Here is a 20,469-nt window from a genome sequence, read left to right as displayed (position 1 = left end):
CCCCGGATACCCGAGACAACGCTTAAGTACCAAGATCATTTTGAACGGATCAGAGATGCGAAAACGGATACATGTCAGCCAATTGCGGGTCGGAATGTATGTCGAGGACGTCGAAATTGAGGGAGAAGACAGGACACGCCGGTTCAAGCCGTTCCTGATCTCGGCAGCCGGTCAGGTTGATAGTTTGATGGCAAGCCGCCTGATGACTGTCGTGATCGACGTCGGAAAAGGCGCGGATGTCGATCCGGGCGGGGCACAAGACATCGACCGGGCTGCGTTTGACGCCCAGCTTCGCGCGGTGTTTTCGGCACAGGATGTCAAGCAGGCGAGGGAATGCGTCGAGGATACACGGCCGCAGATCCGTCAAATGCTTGCCCACGCCAGGATCAAAGCCTCTTTTGCCAGCGATGCGGCAAGCGCGGCTGTGGAGCGGATCATGTCGGCAGCCTTCGACAACGCCGGCGCCTTGATCGCAGTCGCGAAGCTGAAGGAAAAGGATGAGCTGACGTTCCTCCACTCGCTGGCTGTTAGCGCATTGATGATCACCCTGGGGCGCAGCCTCGGTCATGGAGAAGAGGATGTGCGGGTCCTGGGACTCGGCGGACTGGTTCACGATCTTGGAAAAATGGCGCTCCCGGACGACATCTTGACGAAACCCGGTAAGCTGACGGCCGAGGAAATGGATCTTGTCCGCGGGCATCCTCAGCGGGGATATGAGCTGATTTCTCATGTCGCCCATGTCCCAAGGCAGGTGCTCGACATTTGTCGCTATCACCACGAAAAGTTCGATGGGTCGGGCTATCCTGGCCGGCTCGCCGGAAAGAAGATCCCTTACGTCGCCCGGCTTGCGGCGATTTGTGATGTTTACGAAGCGCTGACCACCATCAGGCCGTATAAGCGCGCCTTCTCGCAAGCGGAGGCGATCAATATGATGATAAATTCGCCGGGCCATTTCGATAGCCAGCTTCTTTCCGCATTCGTATCAAAAATGGTGATCAGCGGCACGCTCCACTAGAACCGGATGATTTTAGGCCGGATCGGCCTAAAATCTGAATCCTGTTCTACGTTATATAGTTGGAGCGTGATGTCGTCCTAAAACCGCTCACACTTTTCGGCATCATGCTCCAGAGCCGTCATTTGCCGAACGGCGCGTCGTACCGGCCAAACGTCAATTGCAACTCCGCTCCGGATGGGCGGTCATTTCGGCGGCAGGGGCCGGTTCATAAGAACGATCCATCGTGCAGCAACGCTGGCTGCCGGCGGCGGCGATGATCTCCGCCGCGGTCGGGAAGATGGAGAGGTTGTTCGGTCCGTCGAGCGACTCGATTTGTGCCCAGCAGATGGTGCCCGTCGCATCGACCAGGAAGTGGCCGACGAGCTGGGTAGCGTGGTTCGCGAAGATCGCATGATCGGTCTCGTCAAGTTCGAAGCCGTCCTTGGCGTTGAGCACCGTGTTGGCTTCCATCGGGTGCAGCGGTTCCGGCAGCTCGCCCGTGGGGTTGATGCGTGCCGCCTGGAACTGGGCCATCGTTGCGCCATAGGGCCATTCGGGCTGCTCGCAACTCCCATCGGGCAGGAACTCGCCATGCGGCACGCCGTAGGCCCGATGCGTGCGGCAGTCCGGGTCACACAGAAGCGTTATCGGCGTCGGCCGGTGGCGGAAATACAGGCGGGCACGTTCCACCGGCGTGTTGATAACGGCGACGGTCTCCACCCCGGCGGCGCGCAGGGTCGGCTGTACGCCGGCAAGCTGTTCTAACTGGCGTCGGCAGAACGGGCAGTGCAAGCCGCGAAAGAACCCGATCACGAACGGGCGACCGCTCAAGTCGGCGAAAGAGACCGTTCCGTCGAAGTTGGCCGTGGCGAGTGCGAAGGCGGGGGCAGTTTCTCCTGGTTGCAGCGGGCGTTTCTGGTCTCCCATGGAATAGTTCCTTTGTCGCATCGTCCAGGTGGACGACCGAATTTTGACTATAGCACTTGTCGCAACAGGGCCCAGCGCTCCATGTTGAGATCGCGAATGTGGTTGCCATTTGGCCCTCCGACCGGCGCTGAGAGCTTGCCGGTAGCGATTGCCGCTCCTATCTTATTTAGAATAGACTAATGGAGCAACGAGATGGCGGAACTTGTGGCCGAGACTCTACTTGTGGCCGACACTCTAATCGGCACGACGATCGAGATCATTCCACCGGAAGACAAAAAGGAACAACCCGACAGTCGTGCTTGCCTTTGCTGCAAGCGCCGGCGTCAGTGGATGGACGATGACGGCTGCGGCATCTGTGAGGAATGCCTGGCCTCATGATCGACACAAGAAGGGCACAAGGCGATGGCAATCCGCAGCGCCGGACTTTTGATATACCGGCGCGTTTCCAGCGACATCGAAGTGCTTCTCGTGCATCCGGGCGGTCCTTTCTGGGCTAGGAAAGACGAGGCTGCTTGGTCGATCCCGAAGGGGCTGATCGAGCCCGGAGAGGACGAACTCGCGGCGGCAATCAGGGAAACTGCTGAAGAGTTGGGCGTAGTAGTCGATGGCGTGTTCACATCGCTGGGCGAATATCGGCAACCTGGCGGCAAGATAGTCGTCGTATGGTCGATCGAAGCCGATCCGATCCTGGACGTGAACGCGATACAGAGTTCCGAATTTCAAATGGAATGGCCGCCACGATCAGGCCGGGTAAAGAGCTTTCCGGAGGTCGATCGGGTGGAGTGGTTTTCTCTGCCCGACGCAGCCGTAAAGCTGTTGAAAGGACAGCAACCAATGCTTGCCGACCTTCTGAAGCATCTGGAACAATCGGGTTGGAATTATTGATTGAGCCGTCCGACCTCGCTGTACTCATGCGTGAGACGCGCGGCAGCCATGAGTTGCTTCTGAAGACAGCCATCCTATCTGACAGTCACCGCCACATAACTGAAATCGAGAAAATCGGCGCTGCGACGCGCCCTGGGCGCGCGAGGAGACAACCATGAACGGTATTTCCAAAACCCTGAACGACATGACGCTTGTCGAACGCGCGAGCCTGCTCGACACCGTTGCCGACGCCTTGGAAGCAACGGCCGAGGAGGCAGAAGGGGAGGGCGACGCCCGCTTCGTCGCCAACTCCATCTGCGTCGCCAATACGATTCGCGGACTATCCGGCGATCTCACGCCGCGTGATTTGCACGCGGTCGAATTGCTGCTTGAGCAGGGCATCATGCTCGTCCACCAATTCTCGAACCGGGCGAAGACGAAGGGAGTGGTCCACTAGCCGTGGCGAGGGCAGCTCGTACGCAACGCGGCAGATCAGACGAAATAATCCGGGAACGCCTTCCGCAGGTCTTCCACCTTTGCAACGGTGTGGCTGAGATGCTCGCGGATTGCATCGACAGCGCCCTGTTCGTCGCGAGCGGCAATCGCGTCGATGATGGCGTGGTGGCCATCGAGAATGCTCATGATCTTGCCCTTTTCGGGCAGATGCAAACGACGGATACGCTCGAGATGGCCGGACCGCTCGCGTATCAGCTGGTGGAGGCTGCTGCGCTTGGCGCCTGCGAACAGTGTCTGGTGAAAGAGTTCGTCAAGCTCCTGGAAGATTGCGATCTGATCTGCGTCGTCGGCGACTGCCGACTGCATCTTGATGATCGACCGGGCTCGCGTGATGACGCTCGAATCTGGATCCGGATCGGTTGCGAGGCGACGGCAAACTTCGGTTTCCAGCGCAACGCGAAGGAAATGTGCCTCATAAATTTGCGGGATGTCGATCCTGGTCACCACAGTGCGGGACTGCGGGTAAATGCGAACCAAGCCCTCCTGTTTGAGAAGCTGCAGTGCGTCACGGATGGGCGTCTGGCTGACTTTATAGGTGTCCGTAAGCTCGGTGCGCGACAAGGTGGTGTCCGGCGGCAGCTGAATGGTGACGATTCGCTTGCGCAGATCATCATAGATCCGCTGGACAGTACTGCCGGCGACGGCTGGAAAGCCAGGTGCAGTCAGGCCAAATGCGGAGGCGAACCGGGAATTCATTGGGGCATCCTTTTAGTCCATTCATAGCTTTGCGCGGCCCAACGCACAAGAACGCAAACTTCCATTGATATATATGTCAAACTAAAATATCAGTTTTGCAAACGCGCAGGTGAGCAAGCGAAAAGGTGGGGAGAAAGCCGTGACCGCGAGGAAAACCTACGAGCAATTGCGGTCCGCCCGATGGATGCTGCCGGATGATCAGCGCTCATTCGGCCACCGGTCGCGGACCATGCAGATGGGTTATGCACCGGAGGACTGGCAGGGTAAGCCCATCATTGCGGTGATCAACACCTGGTCCGACGCCCAGCCGTGCCACATGCATTTTCGTGAACGCGCCGAATGGGTGAAGCGCGGAATTCTTCAGTCGGGTGGGTTCCCCATGGAACTGCCGGCTCTTTCTCTTTCTGAAAACTTCGTCAAGCCGACCACAATGCTCTATCGCAATATGTTGGCGATGGAGACCGAGGAGCTCCTGCGGAGCCATCCTGTCGATGGCGCCGTTTTGATGGGTGGCTGCGACAAGACCACACCGGGCCTTGTCATGGGCGCGGTCAGCATGGGCCTTCCCTTCATTTTTCTCCCCGCCGGCCCGATGCTTCGCGGCAACTATGCCGGCAAGACGCTCGGCTCCGGTACCGACGGCTTCAAATACTGGGACGAGCGTCGCGCCGGTACGATCACCAAGGAGGAGTGGCAGGGCATCGAAGGCGGAATAGCCCGCAGCTACGGTCATTGCATGACCATGGGCACGGCGTCGACGATGACGGCAATCGCCGAGGCCATGGGATTGACGCTGCCGGGTGCTTCCTCGATCCCGGCAGCCGACGCCAACCACCAACGCATGTCGGCAGCCTGCGGCCGCCGCATCGTTGATATGGTGTGGGAGGATCTGACGCCGGATCAGATCATCACTGCCGCAGCCATCGCCAATGCGGTCACCGTCGCGATGGCGACCGGCTGTTCCACCAATGCGATCATTCACCTGATCGCCATGGCCCGCCGCGCCGGCGTCCCGCTGGAACTGGATGATCTCGATCGCATCGGTCGCACGACGCCGGTTCTCGCCAACATCCGACCTTCCGGTTCGACCTACCTGATGGAGGATTTCTTTTATGCAGGTGGCCTGCGCGCCCTGATGAAGCAACTCGGGGACAAGCTGGATCCGTCGGCGATCACCGTCACCGGCAGATCCTTGGTGGACGGCCTCGACCAGGTGAAGATCTACAATGACGACGTTATCCGCCCATTGTCGAACCCGGTCTATCACGAAGGTTCGCTGGCCGTGCTCAAGGGCAACCTGTGTCCCGACGGCGCGGTCATCAAACCGGCGGCCTGCGACCCAAAATTCCATCGCCATCGCGGTCGGGCGCTGGTTGCCGACAGCTATGCGGAGATGAAGAAGATCATCGACGATCCCGATTATCCGCTGACGCCGGACACTGTGCTCGTTCTACGCAATGCCGGCCCCCAGGGTGGACCGGGCATGCCGGAATGGGGCATGATCCCAATGCCGAAGGCGCTGTTGAAGCTCGGCCTGCGCGACATGGTGCGTATCTCGGACGCCCGCATGTCCGGAACAAGTTTTGGCGCCTGCGTGCTGCACGTCGCACCGGAATCTTATGTTGGCGGGCCTCTGGCGCTGCTGAGAACGGGCGACATGGTCGAGCTCGATATCCCCGCACGCAGCCTCAATATGGTGGTTTCCGAAGAAGAATTGACGGCGCGCCGCGCCGCCTGGGTGGCACCCGCGCGGCACTACGAGCGCGGTTATGGCTTTATGTTCTCCAGCCATATCGAGCAAGCCGACAAAGGCTGCGACTTTGATTTCCTGAAGACGGAATTCGGCGGCAAGACGTCGGAACCGGCCATCAACTGAGACAAGACCTTTTTGACCGCGGTCAACGAACAATCCCCGCACGGCTAAGCTGGCTTCGCTGCCGGTCCCTTCAAGCTGGATTCGCAGCTTCTGCGTCCGAATTAAACGAGGAGAAGGAAATATGAACTCGGCAACCCGTGAAAAGCTGATGGGTGTCTCGGTCGCGACGCTCTGCTCGGCGCTTTATAAACGCGGCCTGAGAAACCAGGCGATCCAGGATGTTCGGCCGGTGCAGCCGAAGGGCCGCAATATGGTAGGGCCGGCCTTCACGCTACGCTACATGCCGGCGCGCGAGGATCGCAATGCGATGAACGTCTTTCGAAACCCGAAACATCCGCAACGGCTTGCCATCGAGACTTGTCAGGAAGGCCATGTTCTGGTGATGGACAGCCGCAAGGATCCGCGCGCAGCCTCTGCCGGCGACATCCTGATTACTCGTCTGATGATGCGCGGCGGCGCCGGCGTCGTCACGGATGGCGGTTTCCGGGACGCCATGACGATCGGCGGTCTCGATATTCCCGCTTATCACAATCGTCCCTCCAGCCCGACGAACCTGACGCTGCACGAGGCAATCGACATCAATGTGCCGATAGGCTGTGGCGATGTGGCGGTCTTCCCGGGCGACGTCATTGTGGGCGACGACGACAGCGTGATCGTCATCCCGGCCGAGATCGCCGACGAGATCGCCGACGAAGCGGTGGAGATGACCGCTTACGAGGATTTCGTCACCGAACGCGTCAAGCAAGGCCACACGATCATCGGCCTCTACCCGGCCACCGACGAAAGCAATCTGACGCTCTTTGCCGAATGGCGGAAAGTGAATGGCCGCTAATAGCGCATCGACCCGAAATCGTAATCGACTTTCGGACAGCACGATGCGAGGGTTGAAAGAGTTGGAACGTCCTTTGTGCGTCCGAGGACGCACAGTGCTCTAAGGCGGACCACCTGAGAGCCATTCCTCGTCGAAATCTCGTGTCAGTTACCATCGGAAGCCGGCATGCCGGCCGTTCTGGCCCCTTGGAAGAGGAAGCCTGCCTCGCATCCGCCCCGGCCAGTGCGCCACGCGGCCATCTAGGGTATCAATGATGATCTCGCCTCCGATGAGGCGAGGTCTTGCCGAAGCGCGCGTTTTCCCGATGAGCGCCGCGATAAAGGCCGTGATGGAACTTCCAGCCGTCGGCCGGCATTTCGCTGTCGGGGTTGCTTTGGGGAACGACCATGGCCAGTGACAAACTATCGACTTATCGATCGAAGCGCGATTTCCAAAAGACGGCCGAGCCGAGCGGTGAAAAACGCCTCGCGCGCGGCAACCGTCGTCGCTTCGTCATCCAGAAACATGACGCCACCCGACTGCACTACGATCTGAGGCTCGAGCTGGACGGCGTCTTCAAGTCGTGGGCTGTCACGAAAGGCCCATCGCTCGATCCGCACGACAAGCGGCTGGCCGTCGAGGTGGAGGATCACCCGCTGGACTATGGTGATTTCGAAGGCACGATTCCGAAAGGCCAGTATGGCGGCGGCACGGTGATGCTATGGGATCGGGGCTATTGGGAACCGGAAGGAAAGAAGAGCCCGGAGCAGGCGCTGGCAAAAGGCGACTTCAAGTTCACCTTGGAAGGCAAACGCCTGCACGGCAGCTTTGTGCTGGTACGGATGCGCAACGATCGCGACCGTGGCAAGCGCACCAACTGGCTGCTGATCAAACACCACGACGAGTTTTCGGTCGAGGAGAATGGCGAAGCGATCCTTGAGGAAAACGACACCTCCGTTGCCTCCGGCCGAACCATGGAAATGATTGCCGCCGGCAAGGGACGAAGGCCCCAGCCTTTCATGGTCGCGGATGGCGATGTTCAGGCCGATGCCGTCTGGGACAGCAACCGCGGACTGGCTGCCGAACAGCGAAAAGAGGACGCCAGAGGCGGTCGGAAATCGAAACCGATCACAAAGGTCGATCTGCCGGATTTCATTGCGCCGCAGCTCTGCCAGACCCTGGAGCGCCCTCCGGCGGGCACCGGCTGGATTCACGAGATCAAGTTCGACGGCTACCGGATCCAGATGCGCGTGCTGGATGGTGAAGTGACGCTGAAGACCAGGAAAGGGCTCGACTGGACGGCCAAATATCCCGAGATCGCCGAGGCGGCATCGGCACTGCGCGATGCGATCGTCGACGGCGAGATCTGCGCCCTCGGCGACAATGGCGTACCGGATTTCGCAGCCCTGCAGGCGGCCCTATCGGAAGGCAAGACCGGCGCGCTCGTCTATTTCGCCTTCGATCTTCTTTACGAGGGAGGGGAAGATTTGCGATCTCTGCCTCTCGTCGAGCGCAAGGCCCGGCTTCAAAGCCTTCTGTCCGATGCCGGCAGCAACCCGCGCATCCGTTTCGTCGAGCATTTCGAGACCGGCGGCGATGCAGTTCTCCGGTCTGCCTGCAAGCTCTCGCTGGAAGGCATTATCTCCAAACAAGGGGACGCACCCTATCAATCCGGCCGTACCGAAAGCTGGGCGAAGTCGAAATGCCGCGCCGGCCATGAGGTGGTAATCGGCGCCTATGCCAAGACCAACGGGAAATTCCGCTCCCTGCTGGTCGGCGTCTATCGTGGCGACCACTTCGTCTATGTCGGCCGCGTCGGTACCGGATATGGCGCAAAGAAAGTGGAAATGCTGCTGCCGAAGTTGAAAGCGCTCGAGACGGCGAAATCGCCATTCACCGGCATCGGCGCGCCGAAGAAGGAGGCCGAGGTCACCTGGCTGAAGCCCGAGCTCGTGGCGGAAATCGAATTCGCAGGCTGGACCGCCGACGGCATTGTCCGGCAGGCGGCCTTCAAGGGACTGCGGGAAGACAAGCCGGCGAGAGAGGTCAAGGCCGAACGGCCGGCGAAGCCCGCACAAATTGACGTGCCGCAGCCGGCGGCGCAGGCGAAGGCTAGGCCCGTCCGCCGAAAAAGCGCCAAGGCCGAGGTCATGGGGGTGCTGATTTCAAACCCGGACAAGCCGCTATGGCCGAATGCCAATGACGGCGAACCCGTCACCAAGGAAGAGCTGGCTCGCTACTACGAAACTGTCGGTTCCTGGCTGATCGAGCACATCAAGGGACGCCCATGTTCGGTCATCCGCGCACCCGACGGGATCGGCGGCGAGCAATTTTTCCAGCGCCATGCGATGCCCGGCACCTCGAACCTTCTCGAACTGGTCAAGGTCTTTGGCGACAAAAAGCCCTATCTGCAGATCGACCGTGTCGAAGGCTTGGCTGCCGTCGCGCAGATCGGCGCCGTCGAGCTGCATCCCTGGAATTGCGAACCGCATCAGCCTGAGGTGCCGGGCCGGCTCGTCTTCGACCTCGATCCAGGTCCGGACGTGCCATTCTCCGCGGTCGTTTCAGCGGCCCGGGAAATGCGCGACCGTCTCGACGCGCTGGGCCTGATCAGCTTTTGCAAGACGACCGGCGGCAAGGGTCTGCACGTTGTCACTCCGCTTGCGGTCAACAAGCGCAAGCCGCTTTCGTGGGCCGAAGCGAAGGGTTTCGCCCATGATGTGTGCCAGCAGATGGCGCGCGACAATCCCGATCTCTATCTGATCAAAATGACGAAGAGCCTCAGGGACGGCCGGATCTTCCTCGACTATCTGCGCAACGACCGGATGGCGACGGCGGTGGCGCCTTTGTCACCGCGCGCCCGGCCGGGTGCCACCATCTCGATGCCACTGACCTGGACCCAGGTCAAATCGGACCTGGACCCGAAGCGCTTCACCATCCGCACCGTTCCGGCCCTGCTGTCGAAGTCCTCTGCCTGGGAATATTACGGCGATGGCAAGCGTCCACTGGAACAGGCGATCAAGCGCCTCGGCAGAATCTCCAAAGCCGCTTGAACTCGGCGCTGATGATATCGATTGACCAGGTTGCGGACATGAAGCGTTGACAACCTTCGTAAGCTCGGTTCTACTGGTCCACTAACCGGACCAGTAGAACTATGGGCGAGGAGGGGAAAGCAATAGATGTTCGAGCGATGCTCGAAGACGACGTTGCGACGCTCGGCGGGGCGCCGAAGACCTCGATGAAAGACTTCGTCGTCCAGAAGATCACAACATTCATTGCAACCGGTATTCTCAAGGTGGGCGATCCGCTACCAGGCGAACGCGAACTGGCTTCCGCGCTTTCGGTCAGCCGCGAGACCGTGCGTGGCGCGATCCTCATCCTTTCCACCCACGGCATCCTCTCCGTCGCGCAAGGGATGCGAACCGTGGTGGCATCCGTGGACGTCGGCGAACTGGCTGTTCAAGCGGCGCGTTATCGCGACATTGCAGCCTACAATCTCGATGATGTTCATGAGGCGCGGCTTCTTATCGAAGCGCGAGTAGCAAGGGCGGCAGCCGTCAAGATCGAGCCTTCAACTCTCGATTATCTTCGCAATTCGATCGCAGCACAGGAGGCCGCGTGTGACGATCCTGTCCGTTTTCTAATATGCGACCGGGAATTTCACACGGCCATCTACCGTTCCAGCGGCAACGCGGTGCTGGCTGATGTAGCCGCCGACCTTTACTCCTATCTCCTGAGCCACCGAAAGCGCGTCGTTTCGCAGCCGGGGACTATCGCTGCGAGCATCGCCGACCACCGGATGATCCTCGCCGGCTTGGAGACGCGCGATCCCGACGCAGCATCCGCGGCCTTCGCGACCCACGAAACCCGTATTTATACGACGACCAAGTTACTCTTCTCGTAGTTGGCAGGGAGGCGACACGATGCATATTCTCATTATCGGGGCAGGAGGAATGATCGGCCGGAAGCTCGCCGCCACGCTAGGGCGCAGTGGTTCCCTCGGCGGCGACACAATCACGCGCATGACGCTGGTGGATATCGCGCCTCCACCGATACCCACGGGTGTGGTTGGGCCGGTGGAAGCGCTGGCTGCCGATATTTCCGAAAGCGGCGCAGCGGAAGCCCTGGCGGCTCGCCGTGCCGACGTGATCTTCCATCTCGCCGCGATTGTTTCCGGCGAAGCCGAGCGCAATTTCGAACTCGGCTACCGGGTCAATCTCGATGGCACGCGATCGCTGTTGGAAGCGATCCGCCGGGAAGGAAGCCGTCAGGCCTATGTCCCGAGGTTCGTATTCTCCTCGTCGATAGCGGTCTATGGCTCGCCGTTTCCCGATCCCATTCCCGACGATTACGTGCTCGCACCTCTCACCAGCTACGGAGTCCAGAAGGCGATATCCGAGCTTCTGCTTGCCGACTATTCGCGGCGCGGCTTTATCGACGGCGTCGGAATTCGGTTGCCGACCATCGTGATCCGGCCTGGTGCGCCGAATGCCGCCGCATCGGGCTTCTTTTCCGGAATCCTGCGGGAACCGCTTGCAGGCCAGCGGGCTGTTCTCCCGGTCGAAGAAACGGTCAAGCACTGGCTGGCAAGCCCGCGTTCCGCCATCAAGTTCCTGATCCATGCTGCGACGCTCGACACGGCGGCGCTGGGTGTCCGGCGCACGCTCACCATGCCGGGCGTCGCCGCCACCGTTGCCGACCAGATTGCCGCGTTGCGCCGTGCAGCCGGTCCCGAGGCAGCGGACTTGATCGATCGCCGCCGCGACGAGGTCATTGAAGGGATCGTCGCCGGATGGCCGAAGTCCTTTACGCCTGAACGCGCGGTGCAACTGGGTTTCGTCGCCGAAACCACGGTGGACGAGTTGATCGAGGTCTACCTCGCCGAAGACGCTCCGGGTGCGTCCGGATGAGATTGAGCGGGGCTAAAACCGCCCCATAGGAGGAGAGTACCGCCCGGGCACACCCGCATATGCGGGACTGCAGCGGCTGAGGGCCTTGAGAAGATGAGGCCGCCGGCAAGATATACGAAAATACGAAGACATAGCATGTAGCGCTCGATTTCTGGGAGGAGTGGGTATGGCAGGCGTTCAATTCGCGGATGTGCGGAAATCATTCGGGTCATTTCCGGTCATCAAAGGCGTGGATATCGACATTGCCGACGGGGAGTTCGTGATCCTGGTCGGCCCGTCTGGTTGTGGAAAATCTACTCTTCTGCGGATGCTGGCGGGACTTGAGAATATTTCCGGCGGTGAGATCAAGATCGGCGGGCGTGTCGTCAACACGCTGCCCCCCAAGGACCGCGACATCGCCATGGTGTTCCAGAACTATGCGCTCTATCCGCATATGACGGTACAGGAGAACATGGGTTTCTCGCTGATGCTGAACAAGGCGCCGAAGGCGGAAGCCGAGAAGCGGGTGAAATACGCCGCAGGCATCCTCGGTCTCGATAAATTGCTCGACCGTTATCCGCGCCAGCTTTCCGGCGGCCAGCGCCAGCGTGTCGCCATGGGGCGAGCGATCGTCCGCGATCCGGAAGTCTTCCTGTTCGACGAACCGCTCTCCAACCTCGATGCGAAGCTGCGCGTCGCCATGCGCGCCGAAATCAAGGAACTGCACCAGCGGCTGAAAACGACGACGGTCTACGTCACCCATGACCAGATCGAGGCGATGACCATGGCCGACAAAATCGTCGTCATGCATGACGGCGTCGTCGAGCAGATCGGCACGCCGCTCGACCTTTACGACAAGCCGGCCAATCTCTTCGTTGGCGGTTTCATCGGTTCACCGGCGATGAACATGATCAAGGGCAGGCTCGACCCCGAAAACCCGACACGTTTCAAGGCGCCGGATGGCACCGCGCTCCCGGTTGCCAATCCGCCCGCCGACGCCATCGGCCGCGACCTCGTCTACGGGCTTCGCCCGGAATACATTCTGCTCGATGCTAATGGCCTACCCGGTGAAATCGTGGTGATCGAGCCGACTGGCTACGAGACGCATCTTATCCTCAGGCTCGCTGGCAGCGATCTCAGCTGCGTCTTCCGCGAACGCGTCAGCGCGCGGCCGGGCGAGACCCTGCGCGTTGCGATCGACGCCGCGCATGTTCATCTCTTCGATGCCGAGAGCGGCCGGAGATTGACCGACTGACGCCGTCCGGCGGCGCCCCGGAGGAGGAGCCCCCGTCGCCCGCAGACCGGCAGCACCCCGTTTCAGGGATGCAAGGGCCGTCGTTCACCAAGCGGGAGGTGAATGCCGGAGAGTTCGCGCCCGCTGTTTTGAAGAGGAGGAGTACCATGAGGATTAAGAGACGTGACTTTCTTGCCGCCTCGGCTGCCGTCGCCGGCGCCGCCGGCATCGGCATCCGGCCGACCTTCGCGCAGGCCGAACCGATCTATACGCCGGAAAGCGGCGCCAGCCTGCGGCTGCTGCGCTGGACACCTTTCGTCAAGGGTGACGAGGAGGCCTGGCTTGCAAACACCAAGAAGTTCACAGAAGCGACCGGCGTCCAGGTGCGCATCGACAAGGAAAGCTGGGAAGATATCCGCCCAAAGGCGGCCGTCGCGGCCAATGTCGGCTCCGGCCCGGACCTCATCATGTGCTGGTTCGACGACGCTCACCAGTATCCCGACAAGCTGGTCGACCTGACCGAGCTCGCCAACTATCTCGGCAACAAGTATGGCGGTTGGTATGATGGCCTGAAGGGCTATGCCGCGCGCGGCGACACCTTCATCGCCATGCCGCTGACTGCAATCGGCAATGCGGTGGTCTATCGCGACACTCACGTGAAAGCGGCCGGCTTCAGCGAATTCCCGAAGGATACGGCGGGTTTCCTCGAGCTTTGCAAGGCGATGAAAGCCAAGGGCACGCCGGCCGGCTTCCCACACGGCAAGGCCGTCGGCGACGGCAACAACTACGCCCATTGGCTGCTCTGGAGCCATGGCGGCAAGATGGTCGACGAGGGTAGCAAGGTAACGATCAACAGCCCGGAAACGCTGGCTTCGATCAACTACGCCAAAGAGCTCTATGCCACCTTCATTCCGGGCACGGAAAGCTGGCAGGACGTCAACAACAACCGCGCCTTCCTCGCAGGCCAGGTCTCGCTGATCGCCAACGGCGTCTCGGTTTACTACACCGCCAAGAACGACCCGAAACTCGCCGAGATCGCCAAGGACATCCGCACGACGAATTTCCCGATCGGTCCGGTCGGTCAGAGCGCCGAGCTTTTCCAGACGAGCTCGCTGCTTCTCTTCAAGCACACCAAGTATCCGGAAGCGGCGAAGGCCTACATCAAGTTCATGATGGAAGCCGACCAGATGAATGCGTGGATCCAGGGCTCCAGCGCCTATTGCTGCCAGCCGCTCAAGGCCTTCGCCAACAACCCGATCTGGACATCCGATCCAGTCCATGCGCCTTACGCGCGCGCCTCGGAAAAGCTGCGTCCGAACGGCTATGCCGGACCCCTCGGCTATGCCTCGGCAGCGACCATGGCCGACTACGTCCTGGTCGACATGTATGCGGCCGCCGTCACCGGCCAGATGTCACCCGAAGATGCGATGAAGGAAGCTGAACGGCGGGCAAACCGCTATTATCGCGTCTGAGCCGCGCTTCAAAACAAGCGGCATGCCGGCCTTCGGCATGCCGCAAAGTCCTTTGGGAGTTCAAGTGCAATCTGGGAGATAGGCAATGTCGATGGCGAATTCGGAGGATAGACGCGGGCCGATCTCTTCGCTCCTGCAGAACAACAATGTGCTCGGCTTCCTGTTCATGCTGCCGGCGGCAGTGTTCCTCGTCTGCTTTCTCACCTATCCGCTGGGGCTCGGCGTCTGGCTCGGCTTCACCGATACGAGGATCGGCCGCGACGGCATCTTCATCGGGCTGGAGAATTACCAGTTCCTGATGGACGACAGCGTCTTTTGGCTGTCGGTCTTCAACACCATTCTTTACACCTCCGTCGCCTCGGTGCTGAAATTCGCGCTCGGCCTCTGGCTGGCGATGCTGCTCAACCAGCACCTGCCGTTCAAGTCCTTCTTCCGGGCTATCGTGCTGCTTCCCTGGGTGGTGCCGACGGTGCTTTCGGCGCTGGCCTTCTGGTGGATCTACGATTCCCAGTTTTCGATCATCTCCTGGTCGCTGATGCAGCTGGGGCTGATCAGCGGGCCGATCAACTTCCTCGGCGACCCGATCAATGCGCGCATATCCGTCATCGTCGCCAACGTCTGGCGCGGCATTCCCTTCGTGGCGATCTCGCTGCTTGCGGGCTTGCAGACGATTCCGGCATCGCTGCAGGAGGCCGCCTCGCTCGACGGCGCCACGAGCTGGCAGCGTTTTCGCTATGTGACGCTGCCGATGCTGACGCCGATCATCGCCGTGGTGATGACTTTCTCGGTGCTCTTCACCTTTACGGATTTCCAGCTCATCTACGTGCTGACGAAGGGTGGACCCGTCAACGCGACGCATCTGATGGCGACGCTATCCTTCCAGCGCGGCATCCCCGGCGGTCAACTCGGCGAGGGTGCGGCCATCGCTGTCGCCATGGTGCCCTTCCTGCTCGGCGCGATCATGTTCAGCTTCTTCGGCCTGCAGCGGCGCAAATGGCAACAGGGCGGCCAGGATTAGGGAGAACAACGATGTCGATAAATTCAAATGCCGCCGATCAGGTCGTGACCGACAATGCCGAAGGCATGAGCTATCTGAACCGCCTGCCGCGGCGGATCGTGATGCTCTACCTGCCGATGGCCGTCTTCGTCTTCGTGCTGCTCTTCCCATTCTACTGGATGGCGATCACCGCGGTGAAGCCAAACGAGCAACTGACCGACTACAGCAACTACAGCCCCTTCTGGGTGGTGGGACCAACACTCGAGCACATCAAATACCTGTTCCTCGAGACATCCTATCCGGGCTGGCTGTGGAACACGATGCTGGTTGCGGTCTGCTCCACCTTGCTCTCGCTGGTGGCCTCGGTCTTCGGCGCCTATGCCATCGAGCGCGTGCGCTTCACCGGCTCGCGTTCGGTCGGCCTGGTGATCTTCCTTGCCTATCTCGTGCCGCCGTCGATCCTCTTCATCCCGCTTGCCTTCATTGTCTTCAAGCTCGGGATTTACGATTCGCGTCTGGCGCTGATCTTCACCTATCCGACCTTCCTCATTCCCTTCTGCACCTGGCTGTTGATGGGGTATTTCCGTTCGATCCCCTTCGAGTTGGAGGAAAGCGCTCTGGTGGATGGCGCCAACAGATGGCAGATTCTCACCAAGATCATCCTGCCGCTCGCTGTACCCGGGCTGATTTCCGCCGGGATCTTCGCCTTCACGCTGTCCTGGAACGAATTCATCTACGCGCTGACTTTCATTCAGTCGTCGGAAAACAAAACCATCCCGGTCGGCGTGCTGACCGAACTGGTGCGCGGCGACGTCTTCGAATGGGGATCGCTGATGGCGGGCGCGCTGTTCGGTTCGCTTCCGGTGGTCATCCTCTACTCGTTCTTCGTGGACTACTACGTCTCATCGATGACCGGTGCGGTGAAGGAATAACAGGTGGCTGGATCTTGTTGATGGTCGGTGCACTGCCCGACCTGAGGCGAGGGGGATGGCTCGGTCGACAGATTGCTCAAGCTGACCAGTGGAACCATCATGCTACCTTCCCTCTGCAGGTGGACATCCGCGTCTTCCACGTCGATGAGCACTACGCCTTGCCCTTGCGGACAACGTCCGCAATCGTCACCTCCTTGGGAATGAGCTTGAGTTTGAAAAAGGTGTCGGCGATGCTCTGCTGCTGCGCGACGACAGAGTCATCCAGGCTCTTGATCCCATAGGACTGACGTTCGAGCGCCTTGACGAGGACAGGTTCGGGGATGCCGACCGACGGTGATAGCTCTGCCGCCGCAGCCGCGGTGTCGGACTTGGTCCATTCGTCGATCTCGGAAATGGCGTCGATCAAGACATCGATCGCCTGGGCGTGGCCGTCAACCAGCGCATTCGTGCCGAGATAGAACTGGTGATTGGGAACGATGCCCTCGCCGTTTCTGAGCTCTCTCGCTTCGATCGCCACTTCCGCAGCTGCCTGGAAGGGATCCCAGATGACCCATGCATCCACTGCGCCCTTTTCGAAAGCTGCGCGGCCGTCGGCTGGAGCGAGGAAGGATGGCTCCACGTCCTCATAGGTCAGGCCGGCTTCTTCGAGCGCCTTAACGAGCAGGTAATGCACGTTCGAGCCCTTGTTGAAGGCGACCTTCTTGCCCTTCAGTTCTGCGACGGACTTTATGGGGCTATCCCTGGGGACCAGTATGGCTTCGCCGCGCGGGGCAGGCGGCTCGTGTGCGATATAGACAAGCGGAGCGTTCGCGGCCTGGGCGAAGATCGGTGGTGTTTCGCCGGTCGATCCGAAATCGACAGCACCGGCGTTCAGGGCCTCGAGGAGCTGCGGACCGCCCGGAAATTCGGTCCATTCAACCGTGGAGTCGATGGATTTAAGTTTCTTCTCCAGCAACCCTTTGCCCTTGAGAAGCACCAGAGTTCCATATTTCTGGTAGCCGATACGCACGACCTTGTCAGCCGCGCCAGCCGGCCGGACATGCGTCAAAGGTGTCGCGATGGCACCTGCGACCAGTGCAGTGAAAGCTCGTCTTGTGATCTTCATCATACCCTCCGGAATAAGACGACGCCAAATTAAAGTGTCTCTACATTTTTACTAGATTATACGTGCTCCTGAGCCCGCTTCTCCGGGATTCGCTTTTTTGTTCTGTCCCGACAGCGAGCAAAAAGAACTGCGCCTGCTGGTCAGTTCCCCGCGCACGTCGTTTCCGCGGTTTCAGGAGAGTGAGGATTGAGCAGAGTTTTCCGCCATCGGCTGCAGTATTCGCGGGAGATATCGCTCCGCTGAGCGAATTTATCGTAGATCCATGCGGCCACGCCGACATGTCAGCCTTCGCCGACGAAGCGCTGAAGAACGATAGCGTGATTGTGGTGCAGGTCTTTCGCAGCGTAGAGAAGCGTCGCGTCCGATTGCCCCATTGGCGTTTCAGTTCCTCGACGGTCGATGGGTTCTTTTCCAGCTCGTCTCGATAGCGGCGCTGGAATTCTGTCCATTTGGCGGGGTCGTGGCCAAACCATCGGCGTAGCGCCGGGCTTGGCGCGATATCCTTCAACCAGATATCGACTGCTGCATCCTGCTTGGTCAACCCGCGAGGCCATAGCCTGTCGACCAGGATGCGCATGCCGTCCTTGTCGTCTTTCGGCTCGTAGATACGTTTGATGTGCAAGGCCATTTGCTCACCCGCCACAAGATCGAAACCCATTCTCGAACGAATACGTGTGACAAGTTTTGGTTCCGGATTGGAGCCCGAGAACAGGTCCTGGAACCTTTTCAAACAGGCGCGGCGCTATTTCGCGGGCCCACGCCATATCGGACCGCTGAAGCATCTTCCCAAGGGCGGTGCGAAATCCCTTTTGCCGTCTGAGCATAGACCGTGCCACGACCGCAATGGCGTCGTGGCACGGTGAAGCCTGTCAAACCGGCTCAGAAGGGATAGTGCTGGGCGGAATCCTCGACCGTGATCCAGCGCAGGTCGGTGAATTCGGCGATCGCCGCCTTGCCGCCGAAGCGGCCGTAGCCACTGCCCTTGACGCCGCCGAAGGGCATTTGCGCCTCGTCGTTCACCGTCGGGCCATTGATGTGGCAGATGCCGGATTCGATCCGCGCCGCAACCGCCATTGCCCGCTGGACATTCCGGCTGAAGACGGCGGACGAAAGGCCGTATTCGGTGTCGTTGGCGATGCGGATGGCTTCTTCTTCACCGGAGGCGCGAATGATCGGCTTGACCGGGCCGAAGGATTCTTCCGCATAGACGCGCATCTGGGGCGTCACGTGATCGAGCAGCGTCGCCTCGACCACGGTGCCGGAGCGCTTGCCGCCGGCCACGAGCTTTGCCCCCTTGGCTGTCGCATCGGCAATCAGCTCTTCCATTTTCTTCGCGGCGTCGAGGCTGATCAGCGAGCCGAGAACGACGTGGCCGCGCGGGTCGCCGGCCGGGAGCTGGCTGGCGCGGGCGGCGAGTTTGGCGACGAACTGATCGGCGATCGTCTCGTCGACGATGATGCGCTCCGTCGACATGCAGATCTGGCCCTGATGCATGAAGGCGCCGAAAATGGCGGCACTGACGGCGCCGTCGATATCGGCGTCATCGAGGATAACCAGCGGCGCTTTGCCGCCGAGTTCGAGAAGGGCGGGCTTGAGATATTTGCCGCAGGTCTCGGCGATGATCTTGCCGACCTTGGTCGAGCCGGTGAAGTTCACGCGCTTGACGGCCGGATGGGCAATCAGTGCGGTGACGATCTCAGGCGCATCCTCCGGCGCGTTGGTGATGACGTTGATGACGCCGGCCGGCAGGCCGGCTTCGGTCAGCGCGGTGGCGATCAGCCGGTGCGTGCCGGGGCATTGTTCGGAGGCCTTGAGGACGACGGTATTGCCGCAGGCGATCGGCATGGCGATGGCGCGGGTGGCGAGGATGACCGGCGCATTCCAGGGAGCAATCGCCAGGCAGACGCCGGCAGCCTGGCGGACCCCCATGGCAAGCGTGCCGGGTTTGTCGGAAGGGATGATTTCGCCTGCGATCTGCGTCGTCATGGCGCCGGCCTCGCGCAGGATGTTGGCGGCGAGCATGACATTGAAGCCGGCCCAGGGCGCAGTTGAGCCCGTCTCCTCGATCATCAGCCGGGTAAACTCGCCGACTTTGGAATCCATGATATCGGCAGCCTTCATCAGGATCGCGCGGCGCTGACCGGGGCCGGTCTTCGACCAGGCGCCGAAGGCGGCGGCGGCGGCGTCGACGGCCGCGGCAACATCGTCCAGGCCTGCTGCGGCGGCGCGGCTTGCGAGCTTCTCGGTGAAGGGATCGATGCGATCAAAGGTCCGGCCGCCGGAGGCCGCGCGGTCTGCGCCGTTGATGAGGAGGGAAATATTCATCGGAGGTCTCCTTGGGACAAGAACTAGAAGCCGAGGACTTCGGCGTTGATGGAAGCTTCGAGGCCGCCGTCGACGGCAAGATTGGCGCCGTTGATCCAGCGCCCGCCATCCGAGCAGAGGAAGAGGATGGCAGGCGCGATATCGGCAGAGGTGCCGGCGCGGCCGACGCGGGTGATGTCGCTATCGACCCTGGCATCGCCGAGCACGGCGCGAAACTGCTTGAGGATCGGCGTTTCCACCGGCCCGGGGCTGACGGCATTGACCCGGATCCCGCGGTTCTTGAACAGCGGCTGATGGGCTGCGCGCATCGTCCAGAGCAGCAGCAGCTCCTTGGAGAGCGGGTAACCTTCCTCATCCTTGAGACCGTGTTCGGCGACAACTGCCGCCACTTCGGGAAAGCCTTCGATTGATGTCAGCGACTTCGCCCGCTCGAGATTGGTGCGCCAACCGTAGCCGGCGATCGAGGCGACATTGACGATGGCCCCGCCTTCGCGCAGGCGGGGGGCCACGGCTTCGGACAGGGCACGAAGCCCGTAGAAATTGACGGCAAGCGTGGAGACGACGCCGGTGCTGCCGGAAAGGCCGGCGACATTGGCGAGCGCGTCGAGGCGGGCCGGAAGCCGTGCCGCGATCTCGGCAACGCCTGATGCTGTGGAGAGGTCACCCTTGATGAAGGCGGCACTTCCACTGGCAGGCTCGCGCAGATCGACGCCGATGACCTCGGCACCCATATGGGCGGCCAACTCAGCTGTGCGGGCGCCGATGCCGGAAGCCACGCCGGTCACCAGGATCGTTTTACCAAAAAGCATGAACGTCACCTTTCGCGAGAGA

The 20,469-nt window shown here is 60.8% G+C and carries 17 protein-coding genes and 2 pseudogenes; 13 read left to right on the top strand and 6 right to left on the bottom strand.

Going from position 1 to position 20,469, the window contains the following annotated elements; all coding sequences use genetic code 11:
* Positions 1-55: 55 nt before the first annotated feature.
* Positions 56-1,015, top strand: a complete 960-nt coding sequence (locus tag ACIPSK_RS07620; protein ID WP_446532789.1) for an HD-GYP domain-containing protein — start codon at positions 56-58, stop codon at positions 1,013-1,015.
* 237 nt (positions 1,016-1,252) lie between these two features.
* Here ACIPSK_RS07620 and ACIPSK_RS07615 read toward each other — a convergent pair.
* Positions 1,253-1,921 (bottom strand): annotated as a pseudogene (locus tag ACIPSK_RS07615) (redoxin domain-containing protein); the annotation flags it as partial.
* A 192-nt stretch (positions 1,922-2,113) separates the two neighbouring features.
* Between ACIPSK_RS07615 and ACIPSK_RS07610 the strand changes: the two are divergent.
* From ACIPSK_RS07610 to ACIPSK_RS07600, 3 genes are all read left to right on the top strand, one after another.
* Positions 2,114-2,299 (top strand): hypothetical protein, encoded by a 186-nt coding sequence (locus tag ACIPSK_RS07610; RefSeq protein WP_017967633.1) that lies wholly within the window; start codon positions 2,114-2,116, stop codon positions 2,297-2,299.
* A 24-nt stretch (positions 2,300-2,323) separates the two neighbouring features.
* Positions 2,324-2,806, top strand: coding sequence for an NUDIX domain-containing protein (locus tag ACIPSK_RS07605; protein ID WP_170259513.1), 483 nt, complete (start codon positions 2,324-2,326; stop codon positions 2,804-2,806).
* Positions 2,807-2,960: 154 nt separating this feature from the next.
* Positions 2,961-3,242 (top strand): hypothetical protein, encoded by a 282-nt coding sequence (locus ACIPSK_RS07600; protein WP_446532788.1) that lies wholly within the window; start codon positions 2,961-2,963, stop codon positions 3,240-3,242.
* Positions 3,243-3,277: 35 nt separating this feature from the next.
* Here ACIPSK_RS07600 and ACIPSK_RS07595 read toward each other — a convergent pair whose 3' ends face one another.
* A complete protein-coding gene (locus tag ACIPSK_RS07595) occupies positions 3,278-3,997 on the bottom strand; it encodes a GntR family transcriptional regulator (RefSeq protein ID WP_446532787.1) in 720 nt (239 codons plus the stop codon).
* A gap of 139 nt (positions 3,998-4,136) precedes the next feature.
* Here ACIPSK_RS07595 and araD point away from each other — a divergent pair, with 139 nt between their 5' ends.
* The 9 genes from araD to ACIPSK_RS07550 all read left to right on the top strand — a co-directional run bounded on the left by araD (position 4,137) and on the right by ACIPSK_RS07550 (position 16,208).
* Complete coding sequence (gene araD / locus ACIPSK_RS07590) at positions 4,137-5,873, top strand: L-arabinonate dehydratase (protein WP_170256677.1); 1,737 nt, start codon at positions 4,137-4,139, stop codon at positions 5,871-5,873.
* A 121-nt stretch (positions 5,874-5,994) separates the two neighbouring features.
* On the top strand, positions 5,995-6,705 hold the full coding sequence (locus ACIPSK_RS07585) for a ribonuclease activity regulator RraA (protein ID WP_446532786.1): 711 nt from the start codon (positions 5,995-5,997) through the stop codon (positions 6,703-6,705).
* 386 nt (positions 6,706-7,091) lie between these two features.
* On the top strand, positions 7,092-9,737 hold the full coding sequence (gene ligD, locus ACIPSK_RS07580) for a DNA ligase D (RefSeq protein ID WP_446532785.1): 2,646 nt from the start codon (positions 7,092-7,094) through the stop codon (positions 9,735-9,737).
* A 122-nt stretch (positions 9,738-9,859) separates the two neighbouring features.
* Positions 9,860-10,588, top strand: coding sequence for a FadR/GntR family transcriptional regulator (locus ACIPSK_RS07575; protein ID WP_170256705.1), 729 nt, complete (start codon positions 9,860-9,862; stop codon positions 10,586-10,588).
* A 19-nt stretch (positions 10,589-10,607) separates the two neighbouring features.
* Positions 10,608-11,594 (top strand): D-erythronate dehydrogenase, encoded by a 987-nt coding sequence (gene denD / locus ACIPSK_RS07570; RefSeq protein WP_446532784.1) that lies wholly within the window; start codon positions 10,608-10,610, stop codon positions 11,592-11,594.
* 166 nt (positions 11,595-11,760) lie between these two features.
* A complete protein-coding gene (locus tag ACIPSK_RS07565) occupies positions 11,761-12,828 on the top strand; it encodes an ABC transporter ATP-binding protein (RefSeq protein ID WP_017967623.1) in 1,068 nt (355 codons plus the stop codon).
* 146 nt (positions 12,829-12,974) lie between these two features.
* Positions 12,975-14,279 carry an ABC transporter substrate-binding protein gene (locus ACIPSK_RS07560; RefSeq protein ID WP_446532783.1) on the top strand — a complete coding sequence of 435 codons (1,305 nt, stop codon included), beginning with the start codon at positions 12,975-12,977 and terminating at the stop codon, positions 14,277-14,279.
* Positions 14,280-14,364: 85 nt separating this feature from the next.
* Positions 14,365-15,297, top strand: a complete 933-nt coding sequence (locus tag ACIPSK_RS07555; protein ID WP_017967621.1) for a carbohydrate ABC transporter permease — start codon at positions 14,365-14,367, stop codon at positions 15,295-15,297.
* A gap of 11 nt (positions 15,298-15,308) precedes the next feature.
* Entirely contained in the window at positions 15,309-16,208 is a 900-nt protein-coding gene (locus ACIPSK_RS07550; protein ID WP_170256671.1) for a carbohydrate ABC transporter permease, read from the top strand.
* Positions 16,209-16,359: 151 nt separating this feature from the next.
* On the opposite strand, the gene ACIPSK_RS07545 is transcribed toward ACIPSK_RS07550, so the two are convergent.
* The 4 genes and pseudogenes from ACIPSK_RS07545 to ACIPSK_RS07530 form a co-directional block, all read right to left on the bottom strand.
* Positions 16,360-17,313, bottom strand: a complete 954-nt coding sequence (locus ACIPSK_RS07545) for a sulfonate ABC transporter substrate-binding protein (protein ID WP_446532782.1) — start codon at positions 17,311-17,313, stop codon at positions 16,360-16,362.
* A gap of 281 nt (positions 17,314-17,594) precedes the next feature.
* A pseudogene (locus ACIPSK_RS07540) lies at positions 17,595-17,941 on the bottom strand (DUF488 domain-containing protein).
* Between the two features lie 251 nt (positions 17,942-18,192).
* The gene (locus ACIPSK_RS07535; RefSeq protein ID WP_446532781.1) at positions 18,193-19,638 is read right to left on the bottom strand and encodes an aldehyde dehydrogenase; all 1,446 of its coding nucleotides are present in this window, start codon (positions 19,636-19,638) and stop codon (positions 18,193-18,195) included.
* Positions 19,639-19,661: 23 nt separating this feature from the next.
* Complete coding sequence (locus ACIPSK_RS07530) at positions 19,662-20,447, bottom strand: coniferyl-alcohol dehydrogenase (RefSeq protein WP_446532780.1); 786 nt, start codon at positions 20,445-20,447, stop codon at positions 19,662-19,664.
* Between the last annotated feature and the right edge of the window lie 22 nt (positions 20,448-20,469).

The sequence above is a fragment of the Rhizobium sp. LARHSG275 genome (genome assembly GCF_052871115.1).
This window is presented reverse-complemented; position numbering and strand designations above follow the sequence as displayed.